Annotated in this window: 15 protein-coding genes and 1 pseudogene; 12 read left to right on the top strand and 4 right to left on the bottom strand. The window is 62.2% G+C overall.

The annotated features are described in order from the left end of the window. Window positions 1-47: 47 nt before the first annotated feature. The 8 genes from AC1RKJ_RS04900 (at window position 48) to AC1RKJ_RS04865 (ending at window position 7,759) form a co-directional block, all read left to right on the top strand. Window positions 48-473, top strand: coding sequence for a winged helix-turn-helix transcriptional regulator (locus AC1RKJ_RS04900; RefSeq protein WP_492789963.1), 426 nt, complete (start codon window positions 48-50; stop codon window positions 471-473). A gap of 59 nt (window positions 474-532) precedes the next feature. After that, window positions 533-1,924 (top strand): DegQ family serine endoprotease, encoded by a 1,392-nt coding sequence (locus AC1RKJ_RS04895; protein WP_492789962.1) that lies wholly within the window; start codon window positions 533-535, stop codon window positions 1,922-1,924. Beyond that, the gene (locus AC1RKJ_RS04890) at window positions 1,921-3,252 is read left to right on the top strand and encodes a replication-associated recombination protein A (protein ID WP_492789961.1); all 1,332 of its coding nucleotides are present in this window, start codon (window positions 1,921-1,923) and stop codon (window positions 3,250-3,252) included. Before AC1RKJ_RS04895 ends, AC1RKJ_RS04890 begins: the two co-directional genes overlap by 4 nt. Further along, complete coding sequence (locus AC1RKJ_RS04885) at window positions 3,249-4,499, top strand: RluA family pseudouridine synthase (protein WP_492789960.1); 1,251 nt, start codon at window positions 3,249-3,251, stop codon at window positions 4,497-4,499. Before AC1RKJ_RS04890 ends, AC1RKJ_RS04885 begins: the two co-directional genes overlap by 4 nt. 45 nt (window positions 4,500-4,544) lie before the next feature. Next, complete coding sequence (locus AC1RKJ_RS04880; protein ID WP_492789959.1) at window positions 4,545-4,928, top strand: hypothetical protein; 384 nt, start codon at window positions 4,545-4,547, stop codon at window positions 4,926-4,928. 72 nt (window positions 4,929-5,000) lie between these two features. After that, window positions 5,001-5,774, top strand: coding sequence for an ATP12 family chaperone protein (locus tag AC1RKJ_RS04875; protein ID WP_492789958.1), 774 nt, complete (start codon window positions 5,001-5,003; stop codon window positions 5,772-5,774). A 117-nt stretch (window positions 5,775-5,891) separates the two neighbouring features. Then, entirely contained in the window at window positions 5,892-7,496 is a 1,605-nt protein-coding gene (fliK, locus tag AC1RKJ_RS04870) for a flagellar hook-length control protein FliK (RefSeq protein ID WP_492789957.1), read from the top strand. Then, window positions 7,493-7,759 carry an EscU/YscU/HrcU family type III secretion system export apparatus switch protein gene (locus tag AC1RKJ_RS04865; protein ID WP_492789956.1) on the top strand — a complete coding sequence of 89 codons (267 nt, stop codon included), beginning with the start codon at window positions 7,493-7,495 and terminating at the stop codon, window positions 7,757-7,759. Before fliK ends, AC1RKJ_RS04865 begins: the two co-directional genes overlap by 4 nt. On the opposite strand, the gene AC1RKJ_RS04860 is transcribed toward AC1RKJ_RS04865, so the two are convergent. Continuing rightward, the gene (locus AC1RKJ_RS04860) at window positions 7,756-8,127 is read right to left on the bottom strand and encodes a nuclear transport factor 2 family protein (RefSeq protein WP_492789955.1); all 372 of its coding nucleotides are present in this window, start codon (window positions 8,125-8,127) and stop codon (window positions 7,756-7,758) included. The two genes, AC1RKJ_RS04865 and AC1RKJ_RS04860, sit on opposite strands and share 4 nt — an antisense overlap. A 99-nt stretch (window positions 8,128-8,226) precedes the next feature. On the opposite strand from AC1RKJ_RS04860, the gene AC1RKJ_RS04855 reads away from it, so the two are divergent. Together AC1RKJ_RS04855 and AC1RKJ_RS04850 are read left to right on the top strand one after the other, a co-directional pair. Beyond that, window positions 8,227-9,057: a penicillin-binding transpeptidase domain-containing protein gene (locus AC1RKJ_RS04855; RefSeq protein WP_492789954.1), complete on the top strand. Its 831-nt coding sequence runs from the start codon at window positions 8,227-8,229 to the stop codon at window positions 9,055-9,057. A gap of 75 nt (window positions 9,058-9,132) precedes the next feature. Then, window positions 9,133-9,534, top strand: a complete 402-nt coding sequence (locus AC1RKJ_RS04850) for a nuclear transport factor 2 family protein (protein WP_492789953.1) — start codon at window positions 9,133-9,135, stop codon at window positions 9,532-9,534. Between the two features lie 137 nt (window positions 9,535-9,671). Here AC1RKJ_RS04850 and AC1RKJ_RS04845 read toward each other — a convergent pair whose 3' ends face one another. Beyond that, on the bottom strand, window positions 9,672-10,088 hold the full coding sequence (locus tag AC1RKJ_RS04845; RefSeq protein ID WP_492789952.1) for a DUF4260 domain-containing protein: 417 nt from the start codon (window positions 10,086-10,088) through the stop codon (window positions 9,672-9,674). 164 nt (window positions 10,089-10,252) lie between these two features. On the opposite strand from AC1RKJ_RS04845, the gene AC1RKJ_RS04840 reads away from it, so the two are divergent. Then, window positions 10,253-11,785, top strand: coding sequence for an acyl-CoA carboxylase subunit beta (locus AC1RKJ_RS04840; RefSeq protein WP_492789951.1), 1,533 nt, complete (start codon window positions 10,253-10,255; stop codon window positions 11,783-11,785). Here the strand turns inward: AC1RKJ_RS04840 and AC1RKJ_RS04835 are convergent, their stop codons facing one another. Next, complete coding sequence (locus AC1RKJ_RS04835) at window positions 11,786-13,078, bottom strand: STAS-like domain-containing protein (RefSeq protein ID WP_492789950.1); 1,293 nt, start codon at window positions 13,076-13,078, stop codon at window positions 11,786-11,788. It lies immediately after the preceding gene. Between the two features lie 150 nt (window positions 13,079-13,228). On the opposite strand from AC1RKJ_RS04835, the pseudogene AC1RKJ_RS04830 reads away from it, so the two are divergent. Then, window positions 13,229-13,545 (top strand): annotated as a pseudogene (locus AC1RKJ_RS04830) (hypothetical protein). Window positions 13,546-13,630: 85 nt separating this feature from the next. Here the strand turns inward: AC1RKJ_RS04830 and AC1RKJ_RS04825 are convergent. Beyond that, complete coding sequence (locus AC1RKJ_RS04825; RefSeq protein WP_492789949.1) at window positions 13,631-13,966, bottom strand: DUF6968 family protein; 336 nt, start codon at window positions 13,964-13,966, stop codon at window positions 13,631-13,633. Window positions 13,967-14,111: the final 145 nt, after the last annotated feature.

Here is a 14,111-nt window from a genome sequence, read left to right as displayed (position 1 = left end):
TCGTTTTGGGGATATAGTCACCGTTCGGATACCAATGGATTTATCTCATGAAACGACGAGATTTCGGCTGCGCCCCGGGCTGCTCCGTGGAGGTCACGCTCGATCTGATCGACGGCAAGTGGAAGGGCGTCATCCTGTACCACCTGCAGGAGGGGCGGTTGCGCTTCGGCGAACTGCGCAAGCGGTTGCCCCGGATCACGCAGCGGATGCTGACAAAGCAGCTTCGTGCGCTGGAGGAGGATGACCTCATCATCCGCAAGGTGTATGCCGAGGTTCCGCCACGGGTGGACTATGAACTGTCCGAGACGGGCCAGCGGCTGCGGCCGGTGATCGATGCGCTCAAGTCGTGGGGCGATGACAATCGGGCCCGGCTTGACGCGTCCTCTGGAGACAAAGCCGTGACGACAGGACAGAAAAGCAGGCAGCCGCCCGAGACAGCGCCTCGTGCGTCGACGCAGCCGCAACCCGCGTGACTTCATTCGCCGTATTTGGGCGCGACTTTAACTTAGGCATCAGATTCAGGACCAATTTCATGATCGTCGTTCGCGCGCTCATTGCGCTTGTTATCTCCTCGGCTTTCACCGCACCGGCGCTGGCGCAGGATCGCATCGTTCCGGTCTCGCCGAACCAGCTGCGCATGTCGTATGCGCCCATCGTGCAGCGCGTACAGCCGGCGGTGGTGAACGTCTACGCCGCCAAGGCGATCCCGCGTAATCCAATGCTCGACGATCCGATGTTCCGCCGCTTCTTCGGCGTGCCGGGCGGACAGCCGGAGCAGATGCAGCGCTCGCTGGGCTCCGGGGTGATGGTCGATCCGTCGGGTCTGGTCGTGACCAACAATCATGTCATCGAAGGCGCGGACCAGGTGAAGATCTCGCTGTCCGACAAGCGCGAGTTCGAGGCCGAGATCGTGCTGAAGGACAGCCGGACCGATCTCGCCATCCTGCGGATCAAGGACGCCAAGGAGAAATTCCCGACGCTCGAATTCTCGAACTCGGACGACGCGCTGGTCGGCGATGTCGTGATCGCCATCGGCAATCCGTTCGGCGTCGGCCAGACGGTGACTCACGGCATCATCTCGGCGCTGGCGCGCACCCAGGTCGGCGTCAGCGACTACCAGTTCTTCATCCAGACCGACGCCGCCATCAATCCCGGCAACTCCGGCGGCGCGCTGGTGGACATGACCGGCAGGCTGGTCGGCGTGAACACGGCGATCTTCTCGCGTTCCGGTGGGTCGCAGGGCATCGGCTTTGCGATTCCCGCCAACATGGTGCGTGTCGTCGTGGCCTCGGCAAAGAGCGGCGGCACCGCGGTGAAGCGTCCGTGGCTCGGCGCGCAGTTGCAGGGCGTGACGCCGGAGATCGCGGACACGCTGGGAATCAAGCGTCCCACAGGCGCTCTGGTGACGAACGTGCTGTCTGGAGGTCCGGCTGCGCGCGCCGGCCTCAAGGTGTCCGACCTGATCGTGGCCGTCGACGGCCAGGCGATCGATGATCCCAACGCGTTCGGTTATCGCTTCGCCACGCGCCCGCTCGGCGGTTCAGCGCAGGTGGAGGTGATGCGTGCTGGCAAGTCGGTCAAGCTCACAGTTCCGCTCGAAACCGCGCCGGACACCGGGCGCGATGAAATCGTCATCAAGGCGCGCTCGCCGTTCCAGGGCGCGAAGGTCGCGAATATCTCTCCGGCCCTTGCCGATGAATTGAAACTCGATACGAGCACCGAAGGCGTGGCCGTGACCGAATTCACCGACGACGCGCTGGCAGCGAATGTCGGATTCAAGAAAGGTGACATTATTCTGGCCGTGAACGGCCAGAAGATCGCCCGCACGTCGGACCTTGAAAAGGTTACGCGCGAAGGCGCGCGGCTCTGGCGCATCACGGTCCTCCGCGGCGGCCAGCAGCTCAACGTGGTTCTCGGGGGGTGAGCCCGAAGCGACCACAGTCGTCAGCGAACCTCTTCGCCGCCGCCGGCCTGGAGCAGGACGCACCGCGTCCGCTGCCGGACAAGCTGCGGCCGCGTTCGCTTGCCGAGGTGGTCGGACAGGATCACATCCTGGGGCCGGATGGCGCGCTGACCCGGATGCTGGAGACGCGCTCGCTCGGCTCGCTGGTGTTCTGGGGACCGCCCGGCACCGGCAAGACCACGGTGGCGCGGCTGTTGGCGGACGCGACCGAACTTGAGTTCGAGCAGATATCGGCAGTGTTCTCCGGCGTCGCCGATCTCAAGCGCGTGTTCGACGCCGCGCGCGCCCGCCGCGAAATGGGCAAGGGCACGCTGCTGTTCGTGGACGAGGTGCATCGCTTCAACCGCGCCCAGCAGGATTCATTCCTGCCGGTGATGGAAGACGGCACCGTGGTGCTGGTCGGCGCGACCACGGAGAACCCGTCGTTCGAGTTGAACGCGGCGCTTCTTTCACGCGCGCGGGTGCTGGTGTTTCATTCGCTGGATACCGCGGCGGTCGAGAAACTCTACGCCAACGCCGAACAGGTCGAAGGCAAGAAGCTGCCGCTCGATGCGGAAGCCCGCGCCGTGCTGGTGCGGATGGCCGATGGCGACGGCCGCGCTGCGCTGACGCTGGCGGAGGAAGTCTGGCGTGCCGCGCGCGCCGATGAAGTGTTCAACGCCGCGCAGTTGCAGGACATTCTCCAGCGCCGCGCGCCGATCTACGACAAGTCCGCCGACGGGCATTACAACCTGATCTCGGCGCTGCATAAGTCCGTGCGCGGTTCCGATCCGGATGCGGCGCTGTATTATCTCGCGCGGATGCTCGACGCCGGCGAAGACCCGTTGTTTCTGGCGCGGCGGGTGGTGCGGATGGCGGTGGAAGACATCGGCCTTGCCGATCCGCAGGCGCTGGTGATCTGCAACGCCGCCAAGGATGCCTATGACTTTCTGGGGTCGCCCGAAGGCGAACTCGCCATCGCGCAGGCGGTGATCTATCTCGCCACCGCGCCGAAATCCAACGCGGGTTACATGGCCTACAAGGCCGCTATGCGCACGGCGAAGGAAGGCGGCTCGCTGCTGCCGCCGAAGCACATCCTCAATTCGCCGACCAAGCTGATGAAGTCCGAAGGCTATGGCGGCGGCTACGAATACGACCACGACACCCCGGAGGCTTTTTCCGGGCAGGACTACTTTCCCGAGGCGCTTGGCCGCCAGACGTTCTACGATCCGCCGGACCGTGGGTTTGAACGTGAGATTCGCAAGCGGCTCGATTACTGGGCCAAGCTGAGAAAAGAAAAATCATCATGAGCCGCCGCGTCAGAAAACCATTGGCCAAAAAGTCTGTTCGTGACGCGGGAAAGCGCACAGGTCCCAAACGCGCGTCAGACAAGCGTGGGTCGGAGAAGTTCGACAAGCGGGACGGCGAACGCGGGCCGGTCCGGTCGACCGCCGGCAAGTTTCCGCCACGCCGTCCGGCCGCTGAGTTTTCGCGCTCGGCAAAGCCCATGCGTGAGCAACGTCCTGAGCCGGTGAGGGAAGAGAAGCCCGCGCCGCCGCCGTTGCCGACAAAGGTGCAGACCGTTGTCGTCACCGCCGACGAGAACAACATGCGCGTGGATCGGTTTCTCGAGCACCGTTTTCCCGGCCTGTCGTTTTCCCACATCCAGCGCATCGTCCGCAAAGGCGAGCTGCGGATCAACGGCAAGCGCGCCGACAGCAAGGACCGGATCGAGGAAGGCCAGAGCATCCGCATCCCCCCGCTGCAACTCGATACGCCGAAGGTCGGCGGCGAACTGTCCGAGGCGGCAAACAAGACGCTCGACGAATTGCGCAAGATGACGCTGTTCGAGGACGCCGACGTGATGGTGCTGAACAAGCCAGCGGGCCTGGCGGTGCAGGGCGGTTCGGGTATCACCAAGAACGTCGACCAGATGCTGGAAGTGATGCGCGACGCCAAGGGCCAGAAGCCGCGCCTTGTGCATCGTCTCGACCGCGAGACCTCCGGCTGTCTCTTGATCGCCAAGACGCGCTTCGCAGCGACCGCGCTGACCGGCTCGTTCCGTCATCGCTCTGCGCGCAAGATCTATTGGGCGCTGGTCGCCGGCGTGCCGAAGCCGAAGCAGGGCCGCATTTCGACTTATCTGGCGAAAGACGAGAGCGAGGACGATTCCATCATGCGCGTGGCCGCCCACGGCGATGAGGGCGCGGCCCATGCCGTGACGTATTACGCGGTGGTGGAAGCCTCGGCGCAGAAGCTGTGCTGGGTGTCGCTGAAGCCGGTGACGGGGCGCACGCATCAGTTGCGCGCGCACATGGCGCATATCGATCACGCTATCGTGGGCGATCCGAAATACTTCAACAAGGAAAACTGGGAACTGCCCGGCGGGATGCAGAAGCGGTTGCACCTGCTGGCGCGGCGCATTGTGATTCCGCATCCGCGCGGCGGATTCATCGACGCCACCGCGCCGTTGCCGCCGCACATGCTGCAATCGTGGAACCTGCTCGGCCTCGAGGCCGACCGTTTCGATCCGATCGAGAACGCGCCGGAGGAATGATCACTCAAGGGTGATCCTCTTGCCGCCACGCTGCGGGATGACGATATGGTTGTGATGAACAAATTTGCTTTTGCAGTTCTGGTTGCGTTGTCTGTGGTTGCCGTTTCCGGCGGCGCGAACGCGCAGCTCTTTCCGCCTGGCGGCATCAACAACCAGCCCGTTATCCCGTATCCGACTGCGCCGGCCGCGCCTCCGCCGCCCCGGATCGAAGTGCCGGTGGTGCCGCAGATGAATTCGCCGCCGCCGTTTGCGCTTCAGAACACGAGGCCGGGAGTCGTGACGCAGGACACGCCGCCGAAACAGGTGCTCAAGCGCGACCGCCGCCCGTCGTTCAGCGACCGCGTGGCGCGCTGTCTTGACGACGGCGCTGCGTGGGGCATGAATCCGAACCAGCGGGCGGCCTATTCGCGCTCGTGTGCGAACCAATAGGGCATGACCCCGAAAAGTGGGTACCGTTTTCGGAAAAGGTCATGCCTAAAAAATGAGAAGGCTGGCGAGCGTATGCGCGAACTGTTCGATGAAGTTGCAGGCAAGTCGCCGCTCGATCCCCGCGAGGCTGTGCGCAATTCGTCCCGCACGCCGCTGCGCAAGCGTTTCTACACGACTGCGGGTGTGACCGAAGGACCGGAAGGTTTTGCGGTAACGCTCGACGGCAAGCCGGTTCGCACGCCGGGGAAGAATCTGCTCGCGGCGCCGACGCGCGAGCTTGCCGAGGCGATGGCCTCCGAATGGGAGGCGCAGACAGACAATATCGATCCGATGGCGATGCCGCTGACGCGGCTGGCCAACAGCGTGATCGACGGGGTCGCGCGCGATGTTCAGGCCGTCGCGGACGATGCCGCGAGGTATTTCGAGACCGATCTGCTGTTCTATCGTGCGGGCTTCCCCGAGGGCCTGATCGCGCGGCAGGCCGAGCATTGGGACCCCGTGCTGCGCTGGGCGGCCGACCATCTCGGTGCGCATTTCATTCTCACCGAAGGCGTCATGCATGTGCAGCAGCCGGAGACGGCCATCGCTGTAACACGCGCCGCATTGCCGGCCGATGCCTGGCCGGTCGGCGCGTTTCATGTCGTGACCTCGATCACAGGCTCCGCACTGCTGGCGCTGGCGTTGAAGCACGGCGTGCTGGACGCGGCGCAGGTCTGGGCCGCGGCGCATGTGGACGAGGACTGGAATCGCGAGAAATGGGGCGCCGACGACGAGGTTGAGGCTCTCCGCGCCGCCCGGCTCAGGGATTTCGAGGCTGCGGCGAAGGTGCTGAAGGCGCTGTCCTGACCGGTTCGGTTAACAAGACGTTTACGACGCTGGGCTAGCTTCCGGCGAGCATGATGCCGAAAAGTGTGAAGCGGTTTTCGGACAACATCATGCTCCAGATTCACGGAAACCGTCCGCATGTCGATTGCCATTAATCCCGTCTTTCCCGTCGTTGCGGCCCAGGGGGTCGCGGCGGGCGTGGCATTGCAGCCGGGCACTGTGATCGACGCGACCGTGCTCAAGCAGCTCGACGCCAATCTGGTCCGGATCGCGATTGCGAACCTCACCATCGAAGTGTTGTCGGAAGTCCAGTTGCAGGTCGGGCAGACGCTGCAACTGGCGGTGTCGCAGACGCCGCAGGGCGTGCGGCTTCAGATCGTGCCGGGCGAGGGCGACGCCCAGTCCCTGCCTGCCGCATCCGCTGGAGCAGCGAAGGTCGATAGCGTCAGCGTCCCGAAATCCGATGTGCCGGTGCAGGCCGCAGCGGCGGGACGCGTGCTGACCAATCTCGAAGCGCTGGCGGTGTCCGCCGCCGTGCAGACAGCTGCCGCGCGGCAGGGCAGCCTGTCGCCGCTATTCGCGAACCTGAGCGTCGCGGCGCAATCCTCCGCATTGCCCCAGACCCTTCAACAGGCGGCGGCGCAACTGTTGGCGCAGCGCACGCCGCTGGGCGACAACCTGACCGGCGATGCCCTCAAGACGGCGTTTCAGAAATCAGGATTGTTTCTCGAACAGACTCTTGCAAGCGCATCGCCGCCGTCGGCATCCACGCCCGACATGAAGGCGGCGCTGATCGTGTTTCGCCAGACCGTTGCGTCGTGGCTCGGCAATGCGCCTGCAACTGCGGCGACGCCGCAGCCGTCGACTGTGCCGCCATCCGCCGCGCCACCGCTGTCCCCGGAGGGTGACGTCGAAATCCTTCTTCCGCAGGCGCCGATCGTCATTGCCGATGATGCTGCCGGGCCTGATGCCAAGGTCCGCATCTTCGCGCCGAACGAGCCGTTGCCGACGGCGGCGAACCGCGCCGCATTGGCGAGCGCCGGGCTGACGGAGATGCAGGAGATCCTGCAAGGTTTTCCGAAGGGCGTTCGCGATGCCGTCGCGAACCTGCTCGATGCCGAGGGGCGCGCGATGCCGCGCGCGGCAGCGGACGGCGACGCCGCATTGGCGCATACCAACATTCCGCCGCCGCCGTTTCGCGGATCGGCGACCAGCGCACAACCCATCGCCTTGCCGTCGCTCGCGCCGGACGATGCGCCGGTCATGATGGCTCATCGCCTGATCGAGGATACCGACGCAGCACTCGCGCGGCAGACGCTGCTGCAAGTGGCCTCATTGCCGCTCGATGCGCCGGGCGTCCGGGCCGATCCGGCGATCCCGCGCTGGAATTTCGAGATCCCGTTTGTGACCCCGCAAGGTACGGCCGTGGCGCAGTTCGAGATTTCGCGCGATGGCAAGGCGGGAGAGCTTGAGGCCGCACAGCGCGTCTGGCGTGCGCGTTTCTCCCTCGATGTCGAACCGAGCGGGCCGGTCCATGCGCTGGTCTCGCTGAGCGGTGGGCGAACGTCGGTGCGGATGCGGGCGGAACGGCCTGCGACAGCGGCGCAGTTGCGGATCAACGCGCCGCAGTTGTCGCACGCGCTGCGCGAGGCCGCCCTCGAGCCGGGCGACATTGTGATCGGCGAGGGCGCGCCGCCGAAGGCCGCGCCGCCTGCCGGACATTTTCTGGATCGTGCGCTATGAGCATCGACGTCAAGAACACGCTCGCGGTCGCGCTGCATTACGACAAGAAGGGTGCGCCCCGCGTCGTCGCCAAGGGCCGGGGCACGCTCGGCGACAAGATCGTCGAGATCGCCAAAGAGAACGATATTCCGATTCAGGAAAACGAAGTGCTGGCGGGCGCGCTGTCCAATGTCGAGCTTGGCGAGGAAATTCCCGCCGAGCTTTACAAGGGCGTCGCGGAAGTTCTCATTTTCGTCATGCGGCTGACGGGACGGCTGCGCTAAACGGCAGGCGCGGGTCCGAAAAATCCAATCATCTTCGTCAGGCGGCCATCGGGGCCGATCTCGCCGATATCGATCGACGTATCGCCACGGCTGCCGTCGCCGCGCACGAGCCGCCAGAGAAAACGCAGCACATTGTGATGGGCGTCGACGCCGCTCATGAATTCGAGATAAGCGCCGGGCCGTCCGGCCTGAACCTCGGCGATGCGGCGGGAGAGGCCAGCGCGTCCGGTAATCTCGACGTTCGGATCGACATAGATGCCGTTCTCGGCCCAGCATGAGGCCAGCAGCGCGTCGCGCGCGGCGGCATCGGTCTCGTTCCATGCCGCAATGTACTGCCGCACAATCTCGCCGGTATCGCTCTTCGTCATTAACGCTCGCTCCCTGATTTTCCCGACAGTAGCCCGGCTGCTGTCATGCTTTCAACACGAAGCACGGGACATTGGCTGGCGGTGTCTGGAGACCTTACGATGATTGATCGCCGCAACGTCCTTGCCTTGCTTGCCGGTGCCTGTGTCCCGGCGCGGGCGCTGGCCGATACCGCGCCCCGGCGCGAGAGCCGCCCCGGTTTGCTCAAGTATTTTGCGGACGAAGGCACCGTCGGGACGTTCGCGGCTTACAAGGCAGGCGACAACGCGATCATCGTCAGTGACGACACGCGGTCGCGCGCAGCCGTCCTGCCGGCATCCACCTTCAAGATTGCGAATTCCATCATCGCGCTAGACACCGGCGTGGTCTCCGATCCCGACAAGGATATGTTCAAGTGGGACGGCGTGACGCGCAGCATTCCCGACTGGAACAAGGATCACACCCTGCGCTCGGCCATCGCGGCCTCTGCCGTGCCGGTGTATCAGCAGATCGCGCGGCGGATCGGCGCGGAGCGGATGCAGAAATATGTCGATGCGTTCGATTACGGCAACCGCAACATCGGCGGCGGCATCGATCGCTTCTGGCTGACGGGCGATCTGCGTATTAGCCCGATGGAGCAGATCGCGTTTGTCGACAAGCTGCGGCGCGGCGTGTTGCCCGCCTCGAAGCGCGCGCAGGATCTGACGCGCGACATTCTTCCCGTCACCATATTCGGCGACAGTCTCATCCGCGCCAAAACCGGACTGATCGGCGTCGATGACCGGACCGCCATCGACGGCATCAAGAGTTCGCTGGGCTGGCTGGTGGGCTGGGCGGAGAAGGGCAGTGCGCAGACCGTGTTCGCGCTGAACCTCGACATTCGCGAGCCGAAACATTCCGCCAGCCGCGCCATCATCGCGCAGAAATGTCTCGCGGACATCGGGGCGATCTGACGTTTTGTCCGGTTTCGCAGGGATGCGAGATGCGTTACGCTCACCCCAAGAACATAAAATCAGGGAGAGCCAGCCATGTCGTCGTCAGCAGCAGCAAAGATTGCGCCGTCCGCATCCTGGAAGGACATCGCGACCCGCTACAACGCCGCGTGGAACGCGCACGATATTCCGGCGATCATGGCGATGCACGTCGACGACACCAGCTATCAGCGTCACGGCAACCCGAAAGTTTACAAGGGCAAGGACGCCGTCGCCGAGCAGTTCGGCAAGGATTTCTCCGGGCTGCCTGGACTGCATTTCGAGGGCGTCGCGCTCTACGGCAGCGACGATCATTTCGTCTCGGAATCGATTCTCACCGCGACCAGGCCCGACGGCACGCCGGTGACGATGGAGCTGGTCGACGTCATCACGCTGCGCGACGGCAAGGTGGTGCACAAGTCGAGCTATTTCGTCGCGAGCCGTCCGCCGAAAACATAAGGCGAGTCCTTTTACCTCTCCCCGTTTACGGGGAGAGGTCGGATCGTGAAACGATCCGGGTGAGGGGCGCTTCCAGCGATCAAGCTTTGCCCCTCACCCCAACCCTCTCCCCGCTAGCGGGGAGAGGGAGCGCATCTTCAAGTGCGCGCCGCGTCCTTCCCGATCCGCCCGAGATGCGTGAACGAAAATCCCGCGTCGTATTTCAGGCCGTAGCCGAGCGCGCGGTCGATGCCGATATGCGTCAGCCAGATCAGCGACAGGTGCATCGCGAGCGGTGAGGGCATCACCATCCCGGCGATGCACAACAGCGTCGGCAGGATGCTGGAATGAACCGTGTTGTAGGCCGCGGCCCCGGCGCGGGGACCGGCGAGATAGCCGAGAAAGCTCAGATCGGGCGCCAGCAGCAGGATCGCGAACATCCACCAGGAGCCTTCAAAAACGCCGTAGAACACGATGGCCGCGAGGCCGAGCGCGGCGCCCTCCAGCCGCAGCAGGGTGCGGACCCCGCCGGTGGCGGCGCCCGTCGTGGCCGGTATGGTCGTCCTGTCGGTCATGGCCGCGAATCCCCTGTAAAGAGCGCCTTTTACCATGCGGTATGGGCTGTCCGGACCCGCCAATTCGAGCCCGCCGGGCCATTTTCTCCCGCTCGAACAGCGTGCTAGAAAGCTGGCCACATTCGTGAGAGGGCGGCGCCCGCCGCCAAGCTGGGGCGACATCCATGAAGCATATTCTCGAAGCACTCGATGACCGGCGCGCGGGCGCAAAAAAGGGCGGCGGCGACAAGCGCATCGAGGCGCAGCACGCGCGCGGCAAGCTCACCGCCCGCGAGCGCATCGAACTGCTGCTCGACAAGGGCTCGTTCGAGGAGTTCGACATGTTCGTCGAGCATCGCTCGGTCGAGTTCGGCATGGAGAAGAACAAGATTCCCGGCGACGGCGTCGTCACCGGATGGGGCACGGTCAACGGCCGCACCATCTTCGTGTTCGCCAAGGACTTCACGGTGTTCGGCGGCTCGCTGTCGGAAACCCACGCGCTGAAGATCACCAAGTTGCAGGACATGGCGCTGAAGGCGCGGGCCCCGATCATCGGGCTTTACGATGCGGGCGGCGCGCGCATTCAGGAAGGCGTCGCGGCGCTGGCGGGTTACTCCTACGTGTTCCGCCGCAACGTGCAGGCCTCGGGCGTCATTCCGCAGATCAGCGTCATCATGGGCCCGTGCGCGGGCGGCGACGTCTATTCGCCGGCGATGACCGACTTCATCTTCATGGTGAAGAACACCAGCTACATGTTCGTCACCGGGCCGGACGTGGTGAAGACCGTGACCAACGAAGTGGTGACGGCGGAAGAACTCGGCGGCGCCAGCGTTCACGCCACGCGCTCGTCCATCGCCGACGGCGCGTTCGAGAACGACGTGGAGACGCTGCTGCAGATGCGCCGGCTGATCGATTTCCTGCCGAGCAACAACACCGTCGGCGTTCCGGAATGGCCGAGCTTCGACGACATCGAGCGGGTGGACGACTCGCTGGACACGCTGATCCCGGCGAATCCGAACCAGCCTTACGACATCAAGGAATTGATCCTTAAAGTTGTGGACGAGGGGGATTTCTTCGAACTCGCCGATACGTTCGCCAAGAACGTCGTCACCGGCTTCGGCCGCATCGCGGGCAAGACGGTCGGCTTCGTCGCCAACCAGCCGATGGTGCTGGCGGGCGTGCTCGACAGTGACGCCTCACGCAAGGCCGCGCGCTTCGTGCGTTTTTGTGACGCATTCAACATTCCGATCGTGACGTTTGTGGACGTGCCGGGCTTCCTGCCGGGTACCGCGCAGGAATACGGCGGGCTGATCAAACACGGCGCGAAGCTGCTGTTTGCCTACAGCCAATGCACCGTGCCGCTGGTCACCGTCATCACGCGCAAGGCCTACGGTGGCGCGTTCGACGTGATGGCCTCGAAGGAAATCGGCGCGGACATGAACTACGCCTGGCCGACGGCGCAGATCGCGGTGATGGGCGCGAAGGGCGCGGTGGAGATCATCTTCCGGCAGGACATCGGCGATGCGGAGAAGATCGCCGCGCGCACCAAGGAATACGAGGACCGTTTCCTGTCGCCGTTCATCGCCGCCGAGCGCGGCTATATCGACGACGTCATCATGCCGCACTCGACCCGCAAGCGCATCGCCCGCGCGCTGGCGATGCTGAAGGACAAGCATGTCGACGTGCCGATGAAGAAGCACGACAATATTCCGTTGTGATTATTTTGAGGGCTCAGAGATCAAACCCGAGGCCATGCGCTGAACTATTGCCTTTTCAATAAGCAGCTTAACGATTGAATCGATATTCTTCAGCTCTAGCTTGGTGGAAAATTCTAACGGCCCTAACTCGAGAAAGAGTTTCCCAAAAACCTCATCTGCGAAGCTGCTCGAGACCAAGTTGATGTCGGTAAAGTCAACTACAACCCTATTGCCTTCGAGGAAGCTTATAAGATTTTTAAGCTTCTTTCTGACTGGAGTGCCTGCAGTCCTAGAGCCGAAGGACGCACTTTCCTGCTTTAGTAAGAATAGAATATTACCATCTGCGGACGCTTCATACTTAAGTTCGATCATGTCAACAGGGGAGTAACCGCGCGATTTGATGTTTAATGCCTCCTCCAAGAGAAGGGGTTGAGTGTAATCGATGCCGCACACCACCACGGTGCCGTGTAAAGGAACGAACTCTTTTCGAGTATGCATTCCGGTTTTTGGAGTGTAGTAGAGTGTAGCATTGCCTGAATGGACGCTAAAGTTAGCTCCGCTTTTAACTGCGATTTGATAGCTCCCATAAAGGCCGTTTCCCTGTCCGACCGATTTGTCTCGCGTCACGCCTTGTTCAATAGCCTTTGCCAAGGCGTCAACGTCTGAGCCAACATACAATCCGGAAGATTTGAGTGATTTAGGGACTCCGATACCGCTATCGCAAACTACGAATTCGACTCTTTTGGTATTCTTCATCGCCGTAAGCTGGAGGAATCCGCCATGTGATGATTCCGAATGTACTAAAACGTTGTCAGTGATTTCGTTGATGGACCATTCGATCGCTTTAAAGTGGGAGCGATTGAAATCAGTAATGCTTCCCAGAATTTTGTTGAGAATATCGTCCACAAGACGATGTTGATCATCGGGCGTCCTATACCGCAATGCAGGCATATGAATAGGGCTTGCAAACTCAGACGGAGCAAATGCCGACGGTTGGATAATGTGTGCCCAATTCGAGTTCTGAAAGAGCCGATTAAGTGTCTTGTCTGTCGGTAGAATCAGCTCAAAATCTATCCTGCTTTCACGATAATATTCGGTTGCGGTTGCAAGCGCGAGCATGGGCGGTGCATGAGTGAAGGAGCATTCTGAGAAATCCAATACGATGTCGAGGTATCCTCGATCAGCGATTAGTTCGCGAATGGCCCCGAGAGATCGGCGGAATTGTGAGATATCATACCGTCCAATAAACTTTGCAGTGTTTCCCGTTGTGACGAGATTGAATCCATTGGAGGGAAATTTGGCTTCCGGGGGCATGATGCACTGCTCTGGAATTCGGTGGTAAAGAGCTTGTTTCTAGCGCGTTGAGTCGTTTCGTGTGCCGATTGGAAATAGTGGAACAAATACCAGTGGCCCACAAGCCTTCGTAGGCATTGGACGCATCTTACAACCAACGCGGAGTGACGCTTGCCCCTTCATATCCTCTGCATCCGCGCCACTGTCCCCGATGAATCAAAGCGCGCTACGTTCGATGCGTGGTATTCGCGCGAGCATCTGCCGATGCGGTGAAGTCGTTCGGCTCGAAGCGTGCGTGGCGCTACTGGCTCGCCAACGATCCCGCCGTGCATCTGGCGATGTATGAATTTCCGGACCGCGCGTCGCTGGATGCCGCCGCAGGCGGCGAGGAGATGAAGCGGCTGGTGAAGGATTTCGACCGCGACTGGCCCGAGGTGAAGCGCTCGCGCGACATCATGGTGCAGGCGGAAGAATATTCGGGCGCGTAGCTCGGATGCAGCGAAGCGCAATCCGGGATTTTCGTGGGATGCCGCCTCCGCATTTCGCTGCGCTTCAAGCGGGCTACGGCTCGCTTTACAAAAACTTCGCATCTTCGCCGGTCAGCATATCCCTCGCGTGTTGGGGGACGGGCAGGCCGAAGCCGTTCCAATCCGAACTCCAGTTAAGTTTTCCGGACTTGTAGGAGCCGTTGAAATAGAGTTCGAGTCCGATTTTCTGCATTGCGCACAACAGCGCCTGCATGGAGTCCGATCCACCAGCAGCGCTATTCCATGGCTTATCAGGCCAGACTATTTCATAAGCACACATCCAACCGCCATCGTCCCCTTGTTGGGGGAGTGAGATATTTATAAAAACGTCGATACTTCCGCTTGCTGTGCGAAGCTTTAAGACGCGTGATGCAATGATCATGATGGCTGCCTCAATAGTTCAATGGCGGGATTTGGCTGCCGTTTTCGCAGGCGACCAGCCGAACCATCGCTTGTGCGTAACACTGCGGAACTCCGACCATTTTGCACTGAAATAGATCCTTACGGTATTGCGCGTTACAGGCAGC

The sequence above is a fragment of the Afipia sp. GW822-FHT04G07 genome, assembly GCF_058800765.1.
The sequence above is the reverse complement of the archived record's forward strand: the minus strand, read 5'-3'. Positions and strand labels throughout refer to the sequence as shown.

Bases quoted from the DNA above. Each gene is read 5' to 3' on its own strand.
- AC1RKJ_RS04840 (WP_492789951.1), top strand. From the start codon at position 10,253: ATGAAGCATATTCTCGAAGCACTCGATGACCGGCGCGCGGGCGCAAAA.
- AC1RKJ_RS04900 (WP_492789963.1), top strand. From the start codon at position 48: ATGAAACGACGAGATTTCGGCTGCGCCCCGGGCTGCTCCGTGGAGGTC.
- AC1RKJ_RS04860 (WP_492789955.1), bottom strand. From the start codon at position 8,127: ATGACGAAGAGCGATACCGGCGAGATTGTGCGGCAGTACATTGCGGCA.
- AC1RKJ_RS04835 (WP_492789950.1), bottom strand. From the start codon at position 13,078: ATGCCCCCGGAAGCCAAATTTCCCTCCAATGGATTCAATCTCGTCACA.
- AC1RKJ_RS04895 (WP_492789962.1), top strand. From the start codon at position 533: ATGATCGTCGTTCGCGCGCTCATTGCGCTTGTTATCTCCTCGGCTTTC.
- AC1RKJ_RS04845 (WP_492789952.1), bottom strand. From the start codon at position 10,088: ATGACCGACAGGACGACCATACCGGCCACGACGGGCGCCGCCACCGGC.
- AC1RKJ_RS04865 (WP_492789956.1), top strand. From the start codon at position 7,493: ATGAGCATCGACGTCAAGAACACGCTCGCGGTCGCGCTGCATTACGAC.
- AC1RKJ_RS04875 (WP_492789958.1), top strand. From the start codon at position 5,001: ATGCGCGAACTGTTCGATGAAGTTGCAGGCAAGTCGCCGCTCGATCCC.
- AC1RKJ_RS04825 (WP_492789949.1), bottom strand. From the start codon at position 13,966: ATGATCATTGCATCACGCGTCTTAAAGCTTCGCACAGCAAGCGGAAGT.
- AC1RKJ_RS04885 (WP_492789960.1), top strand. From the start codon at position 3,249: ATGAGCCGCCGCGTCAGAAAACCATTGGCCAAAAAGTCTGTTCGTGAC.
- AC1RKJ_RS04850 (WP_492789953.1), top strand. From the start codon at position 9,133: ATGTCGTCGTCAGCAGCAGCAAAGATTGCGCCGTCCGCATCCTGGAAG.
- fliK (WP_492789957.1), top strand. From the start codon at position 5,892: ATGTCGATTGCCATTAATCCCGTCTTTCCCGTCGTTGCGGCCCAGGGG.
- AC1RKJ_RS04855 (WP_492789954.1), top strand. From the start codon at position 8,227: ATGATTGATCGCCGCAACGTCCTTGCCTTGCTTGCCGGTGCCTGTGTC.
- AC1RKJ_RS04880 (WP_492789959.1), top strand. From the start codon at position 4,545: ATGGTTGTGATGAACAAATTTGCTTTTGCAGTTCTGGTTGCGTTGTCT.